Annotated in this window: 15 protein-coding genes; 8 read left to right on the forward strand and 7 right to left on the reverse strand. The window is 69.6% G+C overall.

The window, feature by feature from the left end; all coding sequences use genetic code 11:
- Positions 1-3 precede the first annotated feature (3 nt).
- The 8 genes from JJL56_RS19345 to JJL56_RS19380 all read left to right on the forward strand — a co-directional run bounded on the left by JJL56_RS19345 (position 4) and on the right by JJL56_RS19380 (position 9,061).
- On the forward strand, positions 4-1,725 hold the full coding sequence (locus JJL56_RS19345) for an ATP-binding cassette domain-containing protein (RefSeq protein ID WP_200485978.1): 1,722 nt from the start codon (positions 4-6) through the stop codon (positions 1,723-1,725).
- Between the two features lies 1 nt (position 1,726).
- On the forward strand, positions 1,727-3,055 hold the full coding sequence (locus JJL56_RS19350; RefSeq protein WP_145626987.1) for a prohibitin family protein: 1,329 nt from the start codon (positions 1,727-1,729) through the stop codon (positions 3,053-3,055).
- Positions 3,056-3,062: 7 nt separating this feature from the next.
- On the forward strand, positions 3,063-4,727 hold the full coding sequence (locus JJL56_RS19355) for an ATP-binding cassette domain-containing protein (protein WP_200485979.1): 1,665 nt from the start codon (positions 3,063-3,065) through the stop codon (positions 4,725-4,727).
- A gap of 82 nt (positions 4,728-4,809) precedes the next feature.
- Complete coding sequence (locus JJL56_RS19360; RefSeq protein WP_200485980.1) at positions 4,810-5,976, forward strand: SDR family oxidoreductase; 1,167 nt, start codon at positions 4,810-4,812, stop codon at positions 5,974-5,976.
- Positions 5,977-6,000: 24 nt separating this feature from the next.
- On the forward strand, positions 6,001-6,420 hold the full coding sequence (locus JJL56_RS19365) for an SET domain-containing protein (RefSeq protein WP_200485981.1): 420 nt from the start codon (positions 6,001-6,003) through the stop codon (positions 6,418-6,420).
- Positions 6,417-7,247 (forward strand): hypothetical protein, encoded by an 831-nt coding sequence (locus JJL56_RS19370; RefSeq protein ID WP_200485982.1) that lies wholly within the window; start codon positions 6,417-6,419, stop codon positions 7,245-7,247. The genes JJL56_RS19365 and JJL56_RS19370 overlap by 4 nt, the downstream gene beginning before the upstream one ends.
- 61 nt (positions 7,248-7,308) lie before the next feature.
- Positions 7,309-8,493 carry a porin gene (locus tag JJL56_RS19375; RefSeq protein ID WP_247891151.1) on the forward strand — a complete coding sequence of 395 codons (1,185 nt, stop codon included), beginning with the start codon at positions 7,309-7,311 and terminating at the stop codon, positions 8,491-8,493.
- 145 nt (positions 8,494-8,638) lie between these two features.
- Positions 8,639-9,061: a VOC family protein gene (locus JJL56_RS19380; RefSeq protein WP_149166111.1), complete on the forward strand. Its 423-nt coding sequence runs from the start codon at positions 8,639-8,641 to the stop codon at positions 9,059-9,061.
- Between the two features lie 46 nt (positions 9,062-9,107).
- On the opposite strand, the gene mnhG is transcribed toward JJL56_RS19380, so the two are convergent.
- From mnhG to JJL56_RS19415, 7 genes are all read right to left on the reverse strand, one after another.
- Complete coding sequence (gene mnhG / locus JJL56_RS19385; RefSeq protein WP_145626981.1) at positions 9,108-9,500, reverse strand: monovalent cation/H(+) antiporter subunit G; 393 nt, start codon at positions 9,498-9,500, stop codon at positions 9,108-9,110.
- Positions 9,497-9,778 carry a K+/H+ antiporter subunit F gene (locus JJL56_RS19390; protein WP_145626980.1) on the reverse strand — a complete coding sequence of 94 codons (282 nt, stop codon included), beginning with the start codon at positions 9,776-9,778 and terminating at the stop codon, positions 9,497-9,499. Before JJL56_RS19390 ends, mnhG begins: the two co-directional genes overlap by 4 nt.
- Complete coding sequence (locus JJL56_RS19395; protein WP_200485983.1) at positions 9,775-10,263, reverse strand: Na+/H+ antiporter subunit E; 489 nt, start codon at positions 10,261-10,263, stop codon at positions 9,775-9,777. Before JJL56_RS19395 ends, JJL56_RS19390 begins: the two co-directional genes overlap by 4 nt.
- Complete coding sequence (locus tag JJL56_RS19400) at positions 10,260-11,891, reverse strand: monovalent cation/H+ antiporter subunit D (protein ID WP_345772606.1); 1,632 nt, start codon at positions 11,889-11,891, stop codon at positions 10,260-10,262. The genes JJL56_RS19395 and JJL56_RS19400 overlap by 4 nt, the downstream gene beginning before the upstream one ends.
- The gene (locus JJL56_RS19405) at positions 11,888-12,232 is read right to left on the reverse strand and encodes a Na+/H+ antiporter subunit C (protein WP_014197933.1); all 345 of its coding nucleotides are present in this window, start codon (positions 12,230-12,232) and stop codon (positions 11,888-11,890) included. The genes JJL56_RS19400 and JJL56_RS19405 overlap by 4 nt, the downstream gene beginning before the upstream one ends.
- Positions 12,232-15,213 carry a monovalent cation/H+ antiporter subunit A gene (locus JJL56_RS19410; protein WP_247890420.1) on the reverse strand — a complete coding sequence of 994 codons (2,982 nt, stop codon included), beginning with the start codon at positions 15,211-15,213 and terminating at the stop codon, positions 12,232-12,234. Before JJL56_RS19410 ends, JJL56_RS19405 begins: the two co-directional genes overlap by 1 nt.
- A gap of 103 nt (positions 15,214-15,316) precedes the next feature.
- A complete protein-coding gene (locus JJL56_RS19415; protein ID WP_200485984.1) occupies positions 15,317-15,805 on the reverse strand; it encodes a PTS sugar transporter subunit IIA in 489 nt (162 codons plus the stop codon).
- Positions 15,806-15,967: the final 162 nt, after the last annotated feature.

Consider the following 15,967-nt stretch of genomic DNA (forward strand, 5'->3'; position numbering starts at 1 on the left):
TCGATGAGCAAAAGCAAGACAAGCAAGCGCGTCGCCCCCAGCCGGCCGGTCTCGGCCCTGCTGCCCCTGATCGGGCTGGCCGACCGTGAGATCCTGACCCGGCTGGTGGTCACCGGCTGCGTCGCCGCGGCCGCCAACCTCATCAGCCTGATGAGCCTCAGCGCGGAGCTGAACGGCTGGATGCGCGGCGAGGTGCTGGACACCCCCTTCCTGATCTTCTGCCTGTCGCTGCTGGTCTCCTACGCCTTCAGCAAGCGCTTCGTCGGTCTGGTGCTGACCACCGCCTTCAGCGCGCTGGCCGGCGTGCGGCGGCGCTTCCTGCAGACCGTCACGCTGGGCAACCACGCCGACATCCTCGACATGCAGGCCCGGCGCTCCTTCGATCTGGGCAACCACCATCTGGAGCGCATCGCGGCGCTGCTGCCCAACCTGTCGATCGCCGCCAACATGATGCTGGTGGCGGTCGTGGCCTACCTCTACCTGTGGACGCTGACCACGGTGGGCGCCACGCTGCTCCTGGTGGCCGGCGCGATGATCGGCGGCTGGTACGTGCGCGAGGCGCAGCGGACCCGCGCCCTGCTGGGCCAAGCCAAGGAGTCCGAGGTGCGGATGCTCCAGGGCTTCTCCGAGATCGTCGGCGGCAACGCCGAGATCAAGCTGGGCAAGGCGCGGCGCGACGAGCTGACCCAGGCGGTCGAGGCCGACGTCGCCCGCTGGGAGGATCTGAAGCGGCGCCACGGGCGCAATCTGGGGGAGCTGTTCTCCTGGATCGCCACCATCGTCATCGGCTTCTCCGCGGTCTTCGTCTTCATCTTCCCGCGCATGGGCGCGCTGTCGGCGGCAGAGCTTCCGCTGGTGACCTCGGTCATCCTGTTCCTCGCCCGGCCGCTGTCGAAGTTCCTCAACGCCGTGCCCGACTACATCGCGGCGGAGGATGCGGCGAACCAGCTCACCACCCTGCTGGCCGCCATGCCGGCGGCGGAGTACGCGCCGTCGAAGCTGGCCCGCGCGCCGCGCCGCTTCTCCGCCATCGAGCTGCGCGGCGTGCGCTTCGCCTACCGCGCCGGGCTGCGGCCCGAGCCCTTCGTGATCGGCCCCATCGACATGACCATCCCGGCGGGCGGCGTCGTCGGCATCGTCGGGGCCAACGGGTCGGGCAAGTCCACCCTGCTGCGCGTCATCCCGCTGCTGTTCCGCCCGGACGAGGGGCAGGTCCTGCTCGACGGGCAGGAAGTGGAGGGCGACCGGCTGGAATCCTACCGCGACCTGTTCTGCGCGGTGTTCCAGGACCACCACCTGTTCACCCGCCTGCCGCAGGGGCCGACCTTCGACGCCGAGCTGTTCCGCGAGATGCTGGCCTATCTGAAGATCGACCATCTGGTTCCGGAGACCGGCGACGGCCTGCTGAACCGCGACCTCTCCAAGGGCCAGCGCCGCCGCGTCGCCCTGGCCGTCGCGGTCGCGGAGGGGCGTCCGATCATCATTCTCGACGAATGGACGTCCGACCAGGACGCCGAGTTCCGCACCCGCTTCACCAACGAGATCATCGGCAAGCTGCGGTCGCTGGGCCGCACCGTGATCTTCGTATCGCACGACGGCAACGTCTCGTCGGTCTGCGACGTGACCATTCACATGACCAACGGCCAGATGACCAACAGCCAAATGACCGATGAGCGGACGGACGCCCCGCGCCCCGCCACGGCTTTGCTCCAGGAGACCGCGTGACATGGCTGACCAGGCCTTCACCTACGACGACGCCGACGCGACGCCGCAGCCGAAGTCGCGCCTGCGCGCGCTGCTTGGCAACTGGTACGAGGAGCACCGCCGGTCGCTGCTGTGCACGCTGCTGGTCGGTGTCCTGATCTTCCTCTACTTCGCCCCGTCCATCGTCGTCTTCATCCCGGCCGGCCACGGCGGCGTGCTGTGGAAGCGCTTCCACCAGGGCACCCAGATGGCTCCGGCCCTGGCCGAGGGCGTGCACGTCATCTTCCCCTGGGACAAGATCGAGGTCTACGACCTGCGCCTGCAGGAGGATACCCGCTCCTACTCCGCCATCGCCAACGACGGCCTGAACGTCAGCATCGAGATCACGGTGCGCTACCGCCCCTACGCGGAGATGCTGGCCGCCCTGCACAAGAACGTCGGGCCGAACTACCTGGAAGTGCTGCTGGTGCCGGAGGTCGGGTCGGTGTCGCGCGAGATCGTGTCGCGCTTCAAGGCCGACGAACTCTACGCCCACCGCCGCCTGCGCGTGCAGACCGAGACCTTCGAGCAGGTCGCCGACCGCGTGATGTACGCCCAGATCATCGGGGCCGAGGACACGCCGAAGCCGGACGGGCGGACCAAGACCGGCTATGTCCTGATCCAGGACATCCTGATCCGCAACGTCTCGCTGCCCGAAGCGATCATGGTGTCGATCGAGCGCAAGATCCAGCAGGACCAGGCCGCCCAGGAATACCAGTTCCGCCTGCAGCGCGAGCTGTTCGAGAGCCAGCGCAAGCAGCTCGAAGGCCAGGGCATCCGCGCCTTCCAGGAGACGGTACAGGCCAACCTGACCGAGAACTACCTGCGCTGGCGGGGCATCGAGGCGACGCTGGAGCTGGCCCATTCGCCCAACGCCAAGATCGTCGTCATCGGCAACGCCGCCAGCGGCGGGCTGCCGCTGATCCTCGACGCCGCCTCGGGCCAGGGCGCCACCCTTCCGATGCCGGCCCCCCCCGCCCCCGGCGCGCCGCACGCGGGTGCGCCGGGTACCGTGACCCTGCCGCAGAGCAGCCTGCCGCCCAGCAGCCTGCCGGTCCCGCCTGCCTCGCAGCTTCCCTCGCTGAGCGGCGACGGCACGCCCGGACAGGTGCCGGTCGCCCAGATGCCCAGCCTGAACACCGCCGGGGCCGAACCCGCTGCCCACCGCTCGCCGACCGCGCCGGTTCCCGGCGTCAAGCCCGAGCCGGCGGGGGCCGCCAGCGGACCGGCCAAGGACGGAAAGGCGGCCGCGGCCCCCATCCTGTCGACCATGTCGCCGTCCCGCCTGCTCGACCTCATCCAGTCCAAGTGAGCCGGCGATGGATCTCTGGCGCATCCTGAGACGCGACGCCCTGCGCAACATGCAGCCGCTGCTGCTGCTGGCGGTGCTGGCGGCGGCCCTCAACCTCGCCCTGCTGACCTCGCTGAACAGCGCGCTGGTCATCATGGACGATCCGGAGGGGCTGCAGCGTCTGCTGTTCATCTTCCTGCTGTCCGCCTTCTCCTGGCGGTTCGCCCAGGGCTGGATGATGAACGCGGCGTCCAAGCGGATGCAGGCGGCGCTGGCGATCCTGCGCGTCGACCTGCTGCGCCGGGCGGTGGCCGCCGACCTGCCCGACGCCATGGCGGTCGGCTCCGCCCGCCTCGCCCAGGTCGCCGGGCCGGAGCTGCAGCTTCTCGCGCAGGCGGTGCCGACTTTGGTCATCAGCTTCCAGTCGGTCGCGGCGATCATCCTCTGCCTGCTCTACCTCGCCACCCTGTCGAACGCCGCGGTGCTGATCGTGCTGGGCTTCCTGACGATCGGCGGCATTCTGATCGCCCGCTCCGTCCTGCGGCTGGAACGGCTGTCGGAGACGATCCACGAGGCCGAGGGCGCCCTGTCCGAACGGTCGGACCACATCCTGCAGACCCTGCGCGAGTGCAAGCTGAACCGCCGCCGCGCCGCCAACGCGCTGTCCGACGCCACCACCTGCGCCGAGGCGCTGCGGACGGAGCGCCACCGCTTCGGTGCCGAGTACAGCCACTACTTCACGCTGAGCGAGCTGACCTACTACGCGGCGCTGGCCGGAATCATCTTCCTGCTGCCGGCGGTGACGAGCACCAACATCGCGACCGTCGTGCTGGCCGGCCACGCCGCCGCCTTCATCGCCTACCCGGTCATCACCATCGTCGCCTCCTACCCCTCCTACATCAGCGCCGAGACCGCCGCCCGCTCCTATCTGGCGGTCGAGGCGGAGCTGAAGGCGCCGCCCCGCCCCGCGCAGCGCCGGGCCAAGGACGCGCCGCCGACCGGCTTCACCGACTTCGCCACCATCGCGCTCGACGGCGCGTCGTACCGCCACGCCGGGCGCGACGGCACCGGCTCCTTCACCGTCGGCCCCATCAACCTGACGGTGGAGCGCGGCGACGTCGTCTTCGTCACCGGCCACAACGGCGCCGGCAAGAGCACGCTGATCCACATGCTGCTTGGCCTCTACCCGGCGCAGCGCGGCAGCCTGACGGTGGACGGCACGGTGGTGACGGCGGACACGCTGGGCTCCTACCGCGACTTGTTCTCCGTCGTCTTTTCCGACAACCACGTCACCCGCCAGCTCTACGGCGCGGTGTCGCTGGAAGACGGCTTCGCCGACGAGCTGCTCGACCTGCTGGAGATGTCCGACAAGGTGGCGGTCGAGGACCGCGCCTTCACGACGGTTGACCTGTCGCAGGGGCAGAAGAAGCGCCTCGCGCTGGCCGCCGCCCTGCTGGAGCGCAAGCCCGTGCTGGTGCTCGACGAATGGGCGGCCGACCAGTCCCCCTATTTCCGGCGGAAATTCTACCGCGAGATCATTCCCTGGATGAAGGCGCGCGGCATCACCGTGATCGCCGTGACCCACGACGACGCGTATTTCGACGCCGCCGACGTGCAGATCCAGGTCGAGCAGGGCGGTATCCGCCGGCTCGACACCCCCGCCCTTCCGGCCCCCGACCTGCTGCCCGCCTGATCCAGACCAGCGGATCGGGGCCAGCGGATCGGAGCCACCAACCGAACCCTCCCCTCCCCCAGACGCGAGACCGAGGCACACCATGATCCTTCTCACCGGCGGCACCGGCTTTCTCGGTGGTTCCTTCTACCTCGACGCCGTCAAGAACGGGACCGCGGCGGATTGCCTGCTGCTGATCCGCGGCGCCGACGAGGCCGCCTGCCGCGCCCGTCTCGCCACCAACCTCATGCGTTGCGTCGACCGCGCCACGGCCCAGGCCTACGCCGACCTCTGCCAGATCCTTCCGGGCGACCTGCAGTCGCTGGCGACCAGCGCCGACCCGCGGCTGGACGCGGTGACCCACATCGTCCACGTCGCCGCCGACACCTCCTTCGACAGCCGCCATTCGGTCTGGCAGATCAACGTCGACGGCACGCTGGCGCTGGCCGCCCGCGCCCGGCGCATGAAGCACCTCCAGCGCTTCCTGCACATCGGCACCGCCTTCTGCTGCGGCGAGACGCCGTGGCTGGAGATGGTCGCGGAGGCCCCGGCCCCCGGCCACGACACGCCGCACATCGTCGAATACACCCGCAGCAAGGCCGCGGCGGAGCGCGCCCTGGCCGCCGGCTTCCCCGACCTGCCGATCGTCGTCTGCCGCCCGTCCATCGTCGTCGGCCACACCGCGATGGGCGTGCGCCCGAGCGCCAGCATCTTCTGGTTCTTCCGTCTGGTCGACCGCACCGGCGTCCTGCCCTGCTCGCCGGACGGCTTCATCGACATCGTGCCGGTGGACTGGGCCTCGGCCCGGCTGCACGACCTGCTGCGCAAGCCCGAGCTGAAACACAACCTCTACCACATCTCCGCCGGCCTCGGCAGCCGGACGATGTGGAGCGACTTCCAGGCCGCCTTCGCCGCCCACGGCCATGAGGGCACCCGCCCCTACAGCTTCTTCGACCCGAAGGGGCCGGAGGGCTGGAAGCCCTTCGACCGCGCCTTCCGGCTGGCCTTCCCGCAGCGCGACATCCTGCACCGCACGATGATGGCCGGCGGGCGCAAGTACCACCGCTTCACCGCGCAGGACATCGCCTTCGACAACAGCCGCCTGCTGGCCGAGGGCTTCGCCCCGCCGCCGCGGTTCGCCGACTACATCGGCGTCTGCCTGACGAATCCCGGCACGACCATCGCCGAGCAGTTCGTCGACGACGCCGCCAGCTTCGAGTTCGACGAGTCGCTGGCCCCGGCCGGGTCGCCGGCCACCGCCGCCGCCTAAGCCCCATCGCCGGAGAAGGACGCCATGCCGCTCCTCATCGCCACCCGCCTCGCCTCCAGCCCGATCCACGGGCTGGGGCTCTTCGCCGAGGAGGCGGTCGCCGCCGGCACGCCGGTGTGGGCGTTCGACGCCCGCATCGACCGCCTGCTGGAGCCCGACGCCGCCGTGCTGACCGACTTTCCGCAGGTCGCCCGGCTGATCGACTTCCACGGCTGCGTGATCGAGGGGGGCGGCGTCCTTCTGCCGGGGGACGACGCCCGGTTCCTCAACCACGCCGATGGTCCATCCATCGGGCGGGCCGATCCCGGCGACTGGCGGCGCTTCGTCGCCCGCCGCGACATCGCCGCCGGGGAGGAGATCACCTGCAACTATGAGGACATCTGCGCCGACGTGCGCGAGGCCGGGGCGGCGCTCTACCTGACCGGGGCCGGGGCCGAGGGATGACCACGCCCGCGGCGCGCCCTCCCCTGCGGACCAGCTTCGTCGCGCCGGCGGCCCTGACGCCGGAGCGGCGGGCGGCGATGTTCGCCCTGCTCAGCGTATGGTTCGAAGGCTACGGCGAGGATTATTTCAACGAGGAGCTGGAAGACCTCGACCACTGCGTGCTGCAGGAGGACGCCGGGACCGGGGAGCTGGTCGGCTTCGCCACCGTCTACCGGCAGGCGACGGAGATCGGCGGCACCGCCGTCGGCGCCTTCCACACTGCCCATTGCATCCTGGAGCGCCGCTTCTGGGGGTCGAACGAGCTGGTGCGCTCGATGGTCGCCGAAATGGTCGCCCGCGCCCGCGCCGACCGTTCGGGACGGCTGTGGTACTGGAGCTACAGCGCGGTCGGCTACCGCTCCTACCGCTACATGCCGATGCTGTTCGTCCGCCACACGCCCCATCCGGACCTGCCCCCGGATGATTTGGACCGGGCGTTCCGCGACCACATCGGGCGGGAGTGCTTCGCCCAGTACTACGACCCCGACACCGGCACCGTGGACTGGCAGTGGCAGGGCTACGGCCTGACCGAGGAGGCCCGCGCCATCAGCGAGGCCAAGCTGGACAGCCCGGCGGTCGCCCAGTTCCGCCGCATCAACCCGCGCTGGGCCGACAGCGTGGAGATCCTCTGCCTCGCCCGGTTGGAGGACGACAACCTAACCGCCTTCGGCCGCCGCTGGTTTCCTAACAACCCTCTCCCTTCCGGGGAGAGGGTGCCCGCGAAGCGGGCGGGTGAGGGGGTTGCGCTTTTGCCGGACACAGCGCCACGCGCAACCCCCTCACCCTAACCCTCTCCCCGGAGGGGAGAGGGGATACCAAAACATCGCCCCCGCAAGCCTCGACCCTGGAATGACGACGCCCATGAACGCCTTCTCCCTTCGCGCCGCCGCCCTCGCCGGCACCGCCTTCGCCGCCCTGACGTCGGCTCCAGCCCTGGCCGAGCCGAGCTTCGACCTGATCCTCGGCGGCGACGCCTATTTCCAGGGCGCCTACATCCGCCAGCAGCAGGACGACGGCCTGCGCTCGCGGGAGTTCGCCAACCGCTACCGTCTGGTCGTCACCCCGACGGCCACCGCCGACAACGGACTGACCTACGGCGCGCGGCTGCGCATCGTGGCGGGCAACGGCGACCCGACCGTCTCGACCCGCAACATCGAGAACGACCGCGCCTTCCTCTTCGCCAACGGCGCTTTCGGCACGATCCAGGCCGGCGTCATCAACGGCCTGTCGGACGAGTACGGGATGATCGGCCCGAACGTCGAGGGGGTGGCCGGCAGCCCGGACAGCAACGGCATCCTGTTCCTGAACGGCTCGACCACCTTCGCCGCCCTGCCGCTGGCCGCCACCAGCATGCGCACGCTGATCGCCTACGACACCGGGACCAAGTTCGTCTACATCACGCCGAGCTTCGGTGGCCTGTCGGCGGCGGTGTCCTACATGCCGCGCAGCGGCGACTCCAACACGTCGGTCAACCGCCGCACGACCGACACGCTGGGCGACCTGCTGTCCTTCCGCGACGTGGTCGAGGCCGGCGCCGCCTTCCAAACGGCGGTCGGTGACTTCAGCATCGAGGGCAGCGCCTTCTACGCGACCGGCAAGGCGGTGCGCCAGACCGACGGCGTCGTCAGCCAGTCCTTCGAGGATCTGAACTCCGTCCATGTCGGGGCCAACGTCGGCTACGGCCCGGTGAAGGTCGGGGCCAGCTACGCCTACAGCGGCGACAGCGGCTACGCCGAGGGCCTCGCCCAGACGCGGGCGCAGCAGAACTGGATCTTCGGCGCGCAGTACACCGCCGGGCCGATGCTGTTCGCCGCCAACTACCTGCGGGCTCTGGGCAACGACAGCGCGACCATGTCCACGCCGAGCAAGGCGGGCATCTGGCAGGGCGGCGTCACCTGGACCGTCGCCCCCGGCTTCACCACCGGGCTGGAATACGATTACGTGCAATCCACCCTGCAGGCGGGCCGTCCCGACGGCGGCGACCTGAAGGACCGCGCGCACATCCTGATGCTCGACACCCGTCTGGCCTTCTGACCACGCTGATCACTGCGGCCCCGGTTCGCGTTCCGGACCGGGGCCGCAGCGTTTTTGCGCGCGTGGCCCACGCTTAAATCGTTTGTTGGCGCCGCGGATCACGGTCTACCCTGGCCGCCCGAACCAACGTCAGAAGGGTGCGCCGGTGTTCGCGTTTCATCTCGCCTTTCCCATCAGGGACATCGAGGAAACCCGCCGTTTCTACGTCGATGTCCTGGGCTGCCGCGAAGGGCGTTCCACCGAGCGGTGGATCGATTTCGACTTCTTCGGCAACCAGATCTCCGCCCACCGCTCGTCCGAGCCGCGCTCGACCGAGACCAGCATGGTCGATGGCAAGGCGGTGCCGCTGCATCATTTCGGGGCGGTGCTGCCGCGCCCGGTCTGGGACGCGCTGCGGGAACGGCTGGAGGCGGCCGGCGCCACCTTCCTCCTGGAGCCGCAGATCCGCTACCCCGGCAAGCCGTCGGAGCAGGGAACCTTCTTCATCCTCGACCCCTCCGGCAACGGGCTGGAGTTCAAGAGCTTCACCAGCGAATCCGGCATGTTCGCCCAGGTCGAGGCGACCTGATTGCCAAAGGTCGAGGCGACCTGACGCGACGGCGCCGCCGGAAACCTTACACCGGCGGAGCGGAATCCTGGGCCGGCGGCGCAGCGGTGTGGACCGGCGGGGCCGCCGGCACGTCGTCGCTGCCCTCGCTGCGGTCGCGGTAGAGAGCGGCGCGGGCGAGCAGCATCAGCGTGATCGGCGTGGTCACGAGCATGGAGACCGCGATCAGGATCTCGTGCAGCACCAGCCGCGACTGCAGCACGGTGAAGCACAGCATCGAGGCCAGCAGGACGAAGCCGATGCCCATGCTGGTGCCCAGCGTCGGGGCGTGGACGCGCTCGTAGAAGCTGCGGAGCCGCACGAATCCGATGGACCCGATCAGCGCCAGCGCCGAGCCGAGCAGCAGGAACAGCGCCACCGGGATCGCCGCCCAGACCGGCAGGTCGGCCAGATGGGTCATTCGATCACCTCTCCGCGCATGAGGAACTTCGCCAGCGCCGCCGTCGCGACGAAGCCGAGCAGCGCGATGATCAGCGCGGCTTCGAAATACAGCGTGCTGCCGGTGCGGATGCCGAAGGTCAGCAGCAGCATCGTGGCGTTGACGTACAGCGTGTCGAGCCCGAGCACCCGGTCCTGCGCCCGCGGCCCGCGCAGCACGCGATAGGTCGCGCAGGCCATCGCGGCGACCAGCAGGATCTGCGCCAGGAAGATCGACCAGAGCAGCAGCGTGGCGGTCATTCGAAGATCTCCATCAGGCGCTTCTCGTACCGTCCCTTGATGGTGTCGATCCAGGTGCTCTCATCGACCAGATCGAGGATGTGGAGAAGGATGGTGTTGTTGGCGGAATTGTACTCCACCCAGATCGTCCCCGGCGTTCCCGTGATGATGCAGGCCAGCGTCGCCAGACCATAGGGGGCGCGCATGTCCAGCGGAATGTGCAGGAAGCCGGACACCCGCTCCGTCTTCCGCGGGTTGAGGATGATCTTGACGACCGCGAGGTTGGAACGCGCGATGTCGGCGAACACCAGCGCGGCGAGGGCGAAGGCGGCGCGCGGCCGCTTCAGACGTCCGCCCGGCGGGTCGAGCGCCTTGAAGCCCCAGACCGTGACGGTCGCCAGAATGGCCCCCATCAGGATGGAGCCGAGCGCCACGCTCTCGGTCAGCAGCAGCCACATCGCCACGAGCGCGGCGGTCAGCAGCGGAAAGGGCAACCAGCGCTTCATGGCGCGACCCCCTTGCCGGTCCCCGGCGCCGCGGTTGTCATCACCCCCTGGACGTAGCGTTCCGGCCCGTGAAGCGAGCGGGCGGTGTCCTCCATGTAGCGCATCACCGGCCCGGCCTGGACGGTCAGCGCCACGCAGAGCGCCAGGAGCATCATGACCGGCCCGAGTTCGACAAGTCGCACGCGCGGCAGCTCGCCCGCGGGCGACGCCCAGAAGACGTCGATGCCGGTGCGGCTCATCGCGACGACCGTCGCCAGCCCGGACAGGATCAGCGCCGCCATCAGCGCCCAGGTGGTGAAGGGAAGCCCCTCCGCCCCCTGCGCGAGCATCGGCGCCAGGATGGCGAACTTGGCGAGGAAACCGGACAGCGGCGGCAATCCTGCGAGCAGAAGCGCGCAGGCCATGAAGGCGATGCCCAGGATCGCCATGATCGCCGGGATCGACACGCCGATGGCGTCGTCGTCGTCCGACTCCTCGTCCTCGCCCTCGCCGAAGGCCTCGCGCGTCACCGCCAGCACGTCGGCGCCGACCATGCGCCCGCGCTCGACCAGTTCGATCAGCAGGAACAGCCCGGCGATCGCCAGGACGGAGCTGGACATGTAGAACAGGGCGCCGCCGGTCACCGCCACCTGCCCGGCGCCGACGGCGGCCAGCAGCGTGCCGGAGGACACCAGCACGCTGGCCCCGGCCAGCCGCGCCAGATTCTGCGTCGCCAGCACCGCGATGGAGCCGAAGGCGATGGTCAGCACCCCGCCGATCAGCAGCCAGTGCCCGCCGAACCCCGCCGAGGTCCCGGCGCTGTCGCCGAAGACCAGCAGCCAGATCCGGATGATGGCGTAGATGCCGACCTTGCTGAGGATCGAGATGATCGCGGCGGAGGGCGCCCCGACCGTGGTGTAGGTGTTCGGCAGCCAGAAGCCCAGCGGCCACATGCCCGCCTTGATGAGGAAGGCGACGCCGAGGATCGCCGCCCCGGCCTCCAGCAGCCCGCGGTCCTCCGGCGCCACCGCGGCGATGCGCACGGCCAGCTCGGCCATGTTCAGCGTGCCCGACACGCCGTAGATCATGCTCACCCCGATCAGGAAGAGCAGGGAGGCCGCCAGATTGATGGCGATGTAGTGCAGCCCGGCGCGGACGCGGGCGAGGCCGGAGCCGTGCAGGGCCAGCCCGTAGGAGGCGGCCAGCATGATCTCGAAGAAGACGAACAGGTTGAACAGGTCGCCGGTCAGGAAGGCGCCGTTCAGACCCATCAGCTGGAACTGGAACAGCGAATGGAAATGCGCCCCCGCCTTCTGCCAGCGCGCCAGCGCGAAGACCAGGGCGGACAGCCCGAGGATGCCGGTCAGCACCAGCATCATCGCCGACAGCCGGTCGAGCACCAGGACGATGCCGAACAGCGACGGCCAGTCGCCCAGCCGGTAGACGCGCACGGTGGCGTCCGCCCCCGTGGCGGTGTGGTCCGTCAGATAGAGCAGCAGCACCGCCAGCGCCAGCAGCGCCGACGCCGACGCGACGCCGAGCGTGGCCTTCAGCGCCCGACGACGCTCGTCGATCAGCATCAGCAGCGCGCCGACCAGCAGCGGGATGATGATCGGCGCGATCACCAGATGATCCATCCACCCGTTCACCGGGACTTCTCCTTACCGTCCACATGGTCGGTTCCCGTCAGGCCCCGCGCGGCGAGGAGCAGGACGAGGAACAGCGCCGTCGTCGCGAAGCTGATGACGATGGCCGTGAGGACCAGGGCCTGCGGCACCGGGTCGGCGTGGGTGGCGAGGCTGCCGGCCATGCCGCGCTCCAGCACCGGGGCCGCCCCCGTGCGCAGGCCGCCGGTCGAGAAAATGAAGAGGTTGACGGCGTAGGAGAGCAGCGACAGGCCGATGATGACCTGGAAGGTGCGGGGACGCAGCAGCAGCCAGACGCCGGAGCCCGTCAGCACCCCGATCCCGAGGGCGAGGATAAGTTCCATCAGTCGTCTCCGGTTGCGGCGGTCTGTGCGCCGGTCGGGACCGGAGCGGACGCGGGCGGCGCGCTCGCGGCCGCCGTTGCGCGGGGTGCTGCGGCGCGATGGCCGCGGACCGACTGGCGGGCCAGCGCGATCAGGGTGAGCATCGTGGCGCCGATGACCAGAGCGAACACGCCGATGTCGAACAGCAGCGCGCTGGCCGTCGGGATCTCCCCGATGAGCGGCAGGTCCGCGTAGGCGAAATAGGTCGTCAGGAAGGGCCGCCCGAACAGCAGGGCGCCCAGGCCCGTACCGGCGGCCAGCAGAAGCCCGAGGCCCATCCAGCGCAGCGGCAGCACGCGCAGACGCGCCTCGATCCACTGCGTCCCGCCCAGCATGTATTGCAGGATCATGGCGATCGAGCCCATCAGCCCCGCGGCGAAGCCGCCGCCGGGCAGGTCGTGGCCGCGCAGCAGCAGGAACAGCGCGACCATCCCGACCACCGGGAACAGCAGGCGCGCGATCACCGACGGGATCAGCAGCCAGTCGGCCACCGTGTCGCCCTCCCGCCGCTCCGGCCGGGCGATGTCGTAGGCGCTCTGGTCGCGCTGCTGCTCCGGCACGTCCACGCTGTCGGGGGCCGGGCGGAAGCGGCGCAGCAGCGCGTAGGCGGTCAGCGCCACCACGCCCAGAACGGCGATCTCGCCCAGCGTGTCGAAGCCGCGGAAGTCGACCAGGATCACGTTGACGACGTTGGTGCCGCCGCCTTCGGTGTAGGCGCGCTCCAGGAAATGCTGCGCCAGGATCTCCGGCGGGAAGCGGGTCATCACGCCAAAGGCCAGCCCCGCCATGCCGAGGCCGGCGGTGATGGCGATGGCGAGGTCGCGCAGGCGGCGGCCCGTCCGCATCACTTCCGACGTGCCGGTGCCGGGAAGCCGCTTGGGCAGCCAGCGCAGGCCGAGCAGCAGCAGGATCGTGGTGACGATCTCGACCAGAAGCTGGGTCAGCGCGAGGTCGGGGGCGGAGAACCAGACGAAGGTGACGCAGGTGACCAGCCCGGTGCCGCCGAGCAGGATCAACGCGGCGAGGCGGTGGAACTTGGCCTGCCACGCGGCGCCCAGGGCGCAGGCCGCGCCGATCACCCAGATCAGGGCGAGCACGGGGTCGATGCCCTGCGGCACCAGATTGCCGGGGCCAAGGCCGCGCCGGTAGACCGCCCAGCCCGCGGCCAGGATGGCGACGCAGACGACCAGACGGAGCTGGGGCTGCAGACGCCGGGTGCCCAGCAGCCCTTCCAACGACCGGGCGAGCCGCCAGGACAGGAAGACCATGCTGCGCTCGAACATGCGGCGGCCTTCCAGGCGGCTGATGAAGGGCGGGCCTTCGATGTTCCGCCGGAACAGCGGCTGCAGCAGGAAGTAGAGCGTCACACCGGCCGCCAGGGCGAGCAGGCTCATCACCAGCGGCGTGTTGAAGCCGTGCCAGACCGCCAGGCTGTATTCGGGGGTGGCGGCGCCGAGCGCGGCGTGCGCCGCCATGTTCAGATACGGCCCCACGGTGGCCGCGGGCAGCAGGCCGATGATGATGCAGGCCAGCGCCAGGATCTCGACCGGAAGGCGCATCCAGGCCGGCGGCTCGTGCGGCAGGTGCGGCAGGTCGACCGGGTCGGGACCGAAGAAGGCGCCATGGATGAAGCGCAGCGAATAGGCCACGGCGAAGGCGCTCGCCACCATCGCGGCGAAGGGCAGGATGTCGAGCAGGAAGGTCACGGACCCCTGGGCCGTCAGCGTCTCGGCGAAGAACATCTCCTTCGAGATGAAGCCGTTCATCAGCGGCACGCCCGCCATGGCGGCGGCAGCCACCATCGCCAGCCGGGTCGTGAAGGGCATGAAGCGGTTCAGGCCGGACAGGCGCCGGAGGTCGCGGGTTCCCGTCTCATGGTCGATGATGCCGGCGGCCATGAACAGCGACGCCTTGAAGGCGGCGTGGTTGAGGATGTGGAAGATCGCCGCGACCATGGCGAGTTCGCTGTTGAGGCCGAGCAGCAGCGTGATCAGCCCGAGATGGCTGATGGTCGAATAGGCCAGAAGTCCTTTCAGGTCGTTCTGGAAGATCGCCACATAGGCGCCGATCAGCAGGGTGGCCAGACCGGCGCTGCCGACGATCCAGAACCACGCCTCCGTCCCCGCCAGCACCGGCCACAGGCGGGCCATCAGGAAGACGCCGGCCTTCACCAGGGTCGCCGAATGCAGATAGGCCGAGACGGGGGTGGGCGCCGCCATGGCGTGCGGCAGCCAGAAATGGAACGGGAACTGCGCGCTCTTGGTCAGGGCGCCCATCAGGATGAGGACGAGCGCCGGCAGGTAGAGCGCGTGCCCGCGAATCTTGTCGCCCGAGGCCAGAACGACGTCGAGGTTGTAGCTGCCGACGATGTGGCCGAGCAACAGCACGCCCGCGAACAGGCACAGCCCGCCCGTCGCGGTGATGGTCAGCGCCATGCGCGCGCCGTCGCGCGCCGCCGCCGTGTGGTGCCAGTAGCCGATCAGCAGGAAGGAGAAGAGGCTGGTCAGTTCCCAGAAGAAGGCGAGCTGGATCAGATTGCCGGAGAGCACCACCCCTGTCATCGATCCCATGAAGGCCAGCAGGAACGCGAAGAAGCGCGGGACCGGATCGTCCGCCGACATGTAATAGCGCGCGTACAGCACGACGAGCGCGCCGACCCCGAACACCAGCCCGGCGAACAGCCACGCGAAGCCGTCCATCCGCAGCACGAGATCGAGGCCGAGCGACGGCATCCAGGCCATCGAATGGCGGATCACCCCGCCCGCCGCCACCGTCGGATAGGCGGCCCACACCAACCCCAGCCCGATGATCGCGATCGCACCGGCCAGCCACGCCGCGGTGTTGCGCGCGTGCGTCGGCAGCATCCCGGCGACAATCGCGCCGACGAACGGAAGGCCGGTGGCGGCCAGGAGCAACAGGGCGTCGGACATGGTCTGTGACAAGGGGGTCTCGGGCAATCGGAGGGGCCAAAATGCTGAGAACTGTCGGCTTTACGAATATAGGAAGGATGGAGGTCCCTCGCCGCGCCAGCCGGACGTCGTCCGGTCAGAAATCCTCGTCGTCAGGCTCCCGTTCGGCGTTGGGGGGAAGCGCCTGCCGGACGAGTTGGACCACCGCGTCGGGCGTCTCCGCCTGACGCAGCTTGCGCAGGGCTTGCGGGTCGCGCAGGGCCTTACAGATCTCGCCCATGACGGGCAGCAGGCCCTTGCGGGTCGCGGTCGGCCAAAGCACGAGGAAGAAGAGGTCCACCGGCTCGTCGTCGCGAGCCTCGAAATCGATGGGTTTGCGGAGCCGCGCGAACAGCACCAGCGGGCTCTCGGTCCCGCGCAGCTCCGTGTGGGGAAGCGCCACACCCTTGCCCAGCGCCGTGGAACCGATGTGCTCCCGCGCCTGCAGGGCCTTGAGAATGTCCTCCTTGGGAGCCCCGATGCGGCTGGACGCCTCGCCGGCCAGAAGGTCGAGCAGGGTTTCCTTGTTGGCCGGCCCGGCATCGAGAATGACGTTGTGTGCGGACAAGAGGTCCGAGATGTTCATTCCTGTCTCCATGGGTGGCAAACCTTCCGTCTCCTGTCCCGGCCGTCCGCGTTCCGTACCGGGATGGCCGTGAACCAAACAGACTTCCAATCAAATTCGGCCAATCAAATTCGGCACGCCTTGTCCACAGCGCCAATCGCCGCCGGGACCGGTGGCCGCCCC

The organism is Azospirillum aestuarii (assembly GCF_016632405.1).
GTDB classification, from domain to species: Bacteria; Pseudomonadota; Alphaproteobacteria; order Azospirillales; family Azospirillaceae; genus Azospirillum; species Azospirillum aestuarii.

Excerpts from the sequence above, each read along its gene's own strand:
- JJL56_RS19345 (WP_200485978.1), top strand. The coding sequence starts at position 4 with ATGAGCAAAAGCAAGACAAGCAAGCGCGTCGCCCCCAGCCGGCCGGTC.
- JJL56_RS19350 (WP_145626987.1), top strand. The coding sequence starts at position 1,727 with ATGGCTGACCAGGCCTTCACCTACGACGACGCCGACGCGACGCCGCAG.
- JJL56_RS19355 (WP_200485979.1), top strand. The coding sequence starts at position 3,063 with ATGGATCTCTGGCGCATCCTGAGACGCGACGCCCTGCGCAACATGCAG.
- JJL56_RS19360 (WP_200485980.1), top strand. The coding sequence starts at position 4,810 with ATGATCCTTCTCACCGGCGGCACCGGCTTTCTCGGTGGTTCCTTCTAC.
- JJL56_RS19365 (WP_200485981.1), top strand. The coding sequence starts at position 6,001 with ATGCCGCTCCTCATCGCCACCCGCCTCGCCTCCAGCCCGATCCACGGG.
- JJL56_RS19370 (WP_200485982.1), top strand. The coding sequence starts at position 6,417 with ATGACCACGCCCGCGGCGCGCCCTCCCCTGCGGACCAGCTTCGTCGCG.
- JJL56_RS19375 (WP_247891151.1), top strand. The coding sequence starts at position 7,309 with ATGACGACGCCCATGAACGCCTTCTCCCTTCGCGCCGCCGCCCTCGCC.
- mnhG (WP_145626981.1), bottom strand. The coding sequence starts at position 9,500 with ATGACCCATCTGGCCGACCTGCCGGTCTGGGCGGCGATCCCGGTGGCG.
- JJL56_RS19390 (WP_145626980.1), bottom strand. The coding sequence starts at position 9,778 with ATGACCGCCACGCTGCTGCTCTGGTCGATCTTCCTGGCGCAGATCCTG.
- JJL56_RS19395 (WP_200485983.1), bottom strand. The coding sequence starts at position 10,263 with ATGAAGCGCTGGTTGCCCTTTCCGCTGCTGACCGCCGCGCTCGTGGCG.
- JJL56_RS19405 (WP_014197933.1), bottom strand. The coding sequence starts at position 12,232 with ATGGAACTTATCCTCGCCCTCGGGATCGGGGTGCTGACGGGCTCCGGC.
- JJL56_RS19415 (WP_200485984.1), bottom strand. The coding sequence starts at position 15,805 with ATGAACATCTCGGACCTCTTGTCCGCACACAACGTCATTCTCGATGCC.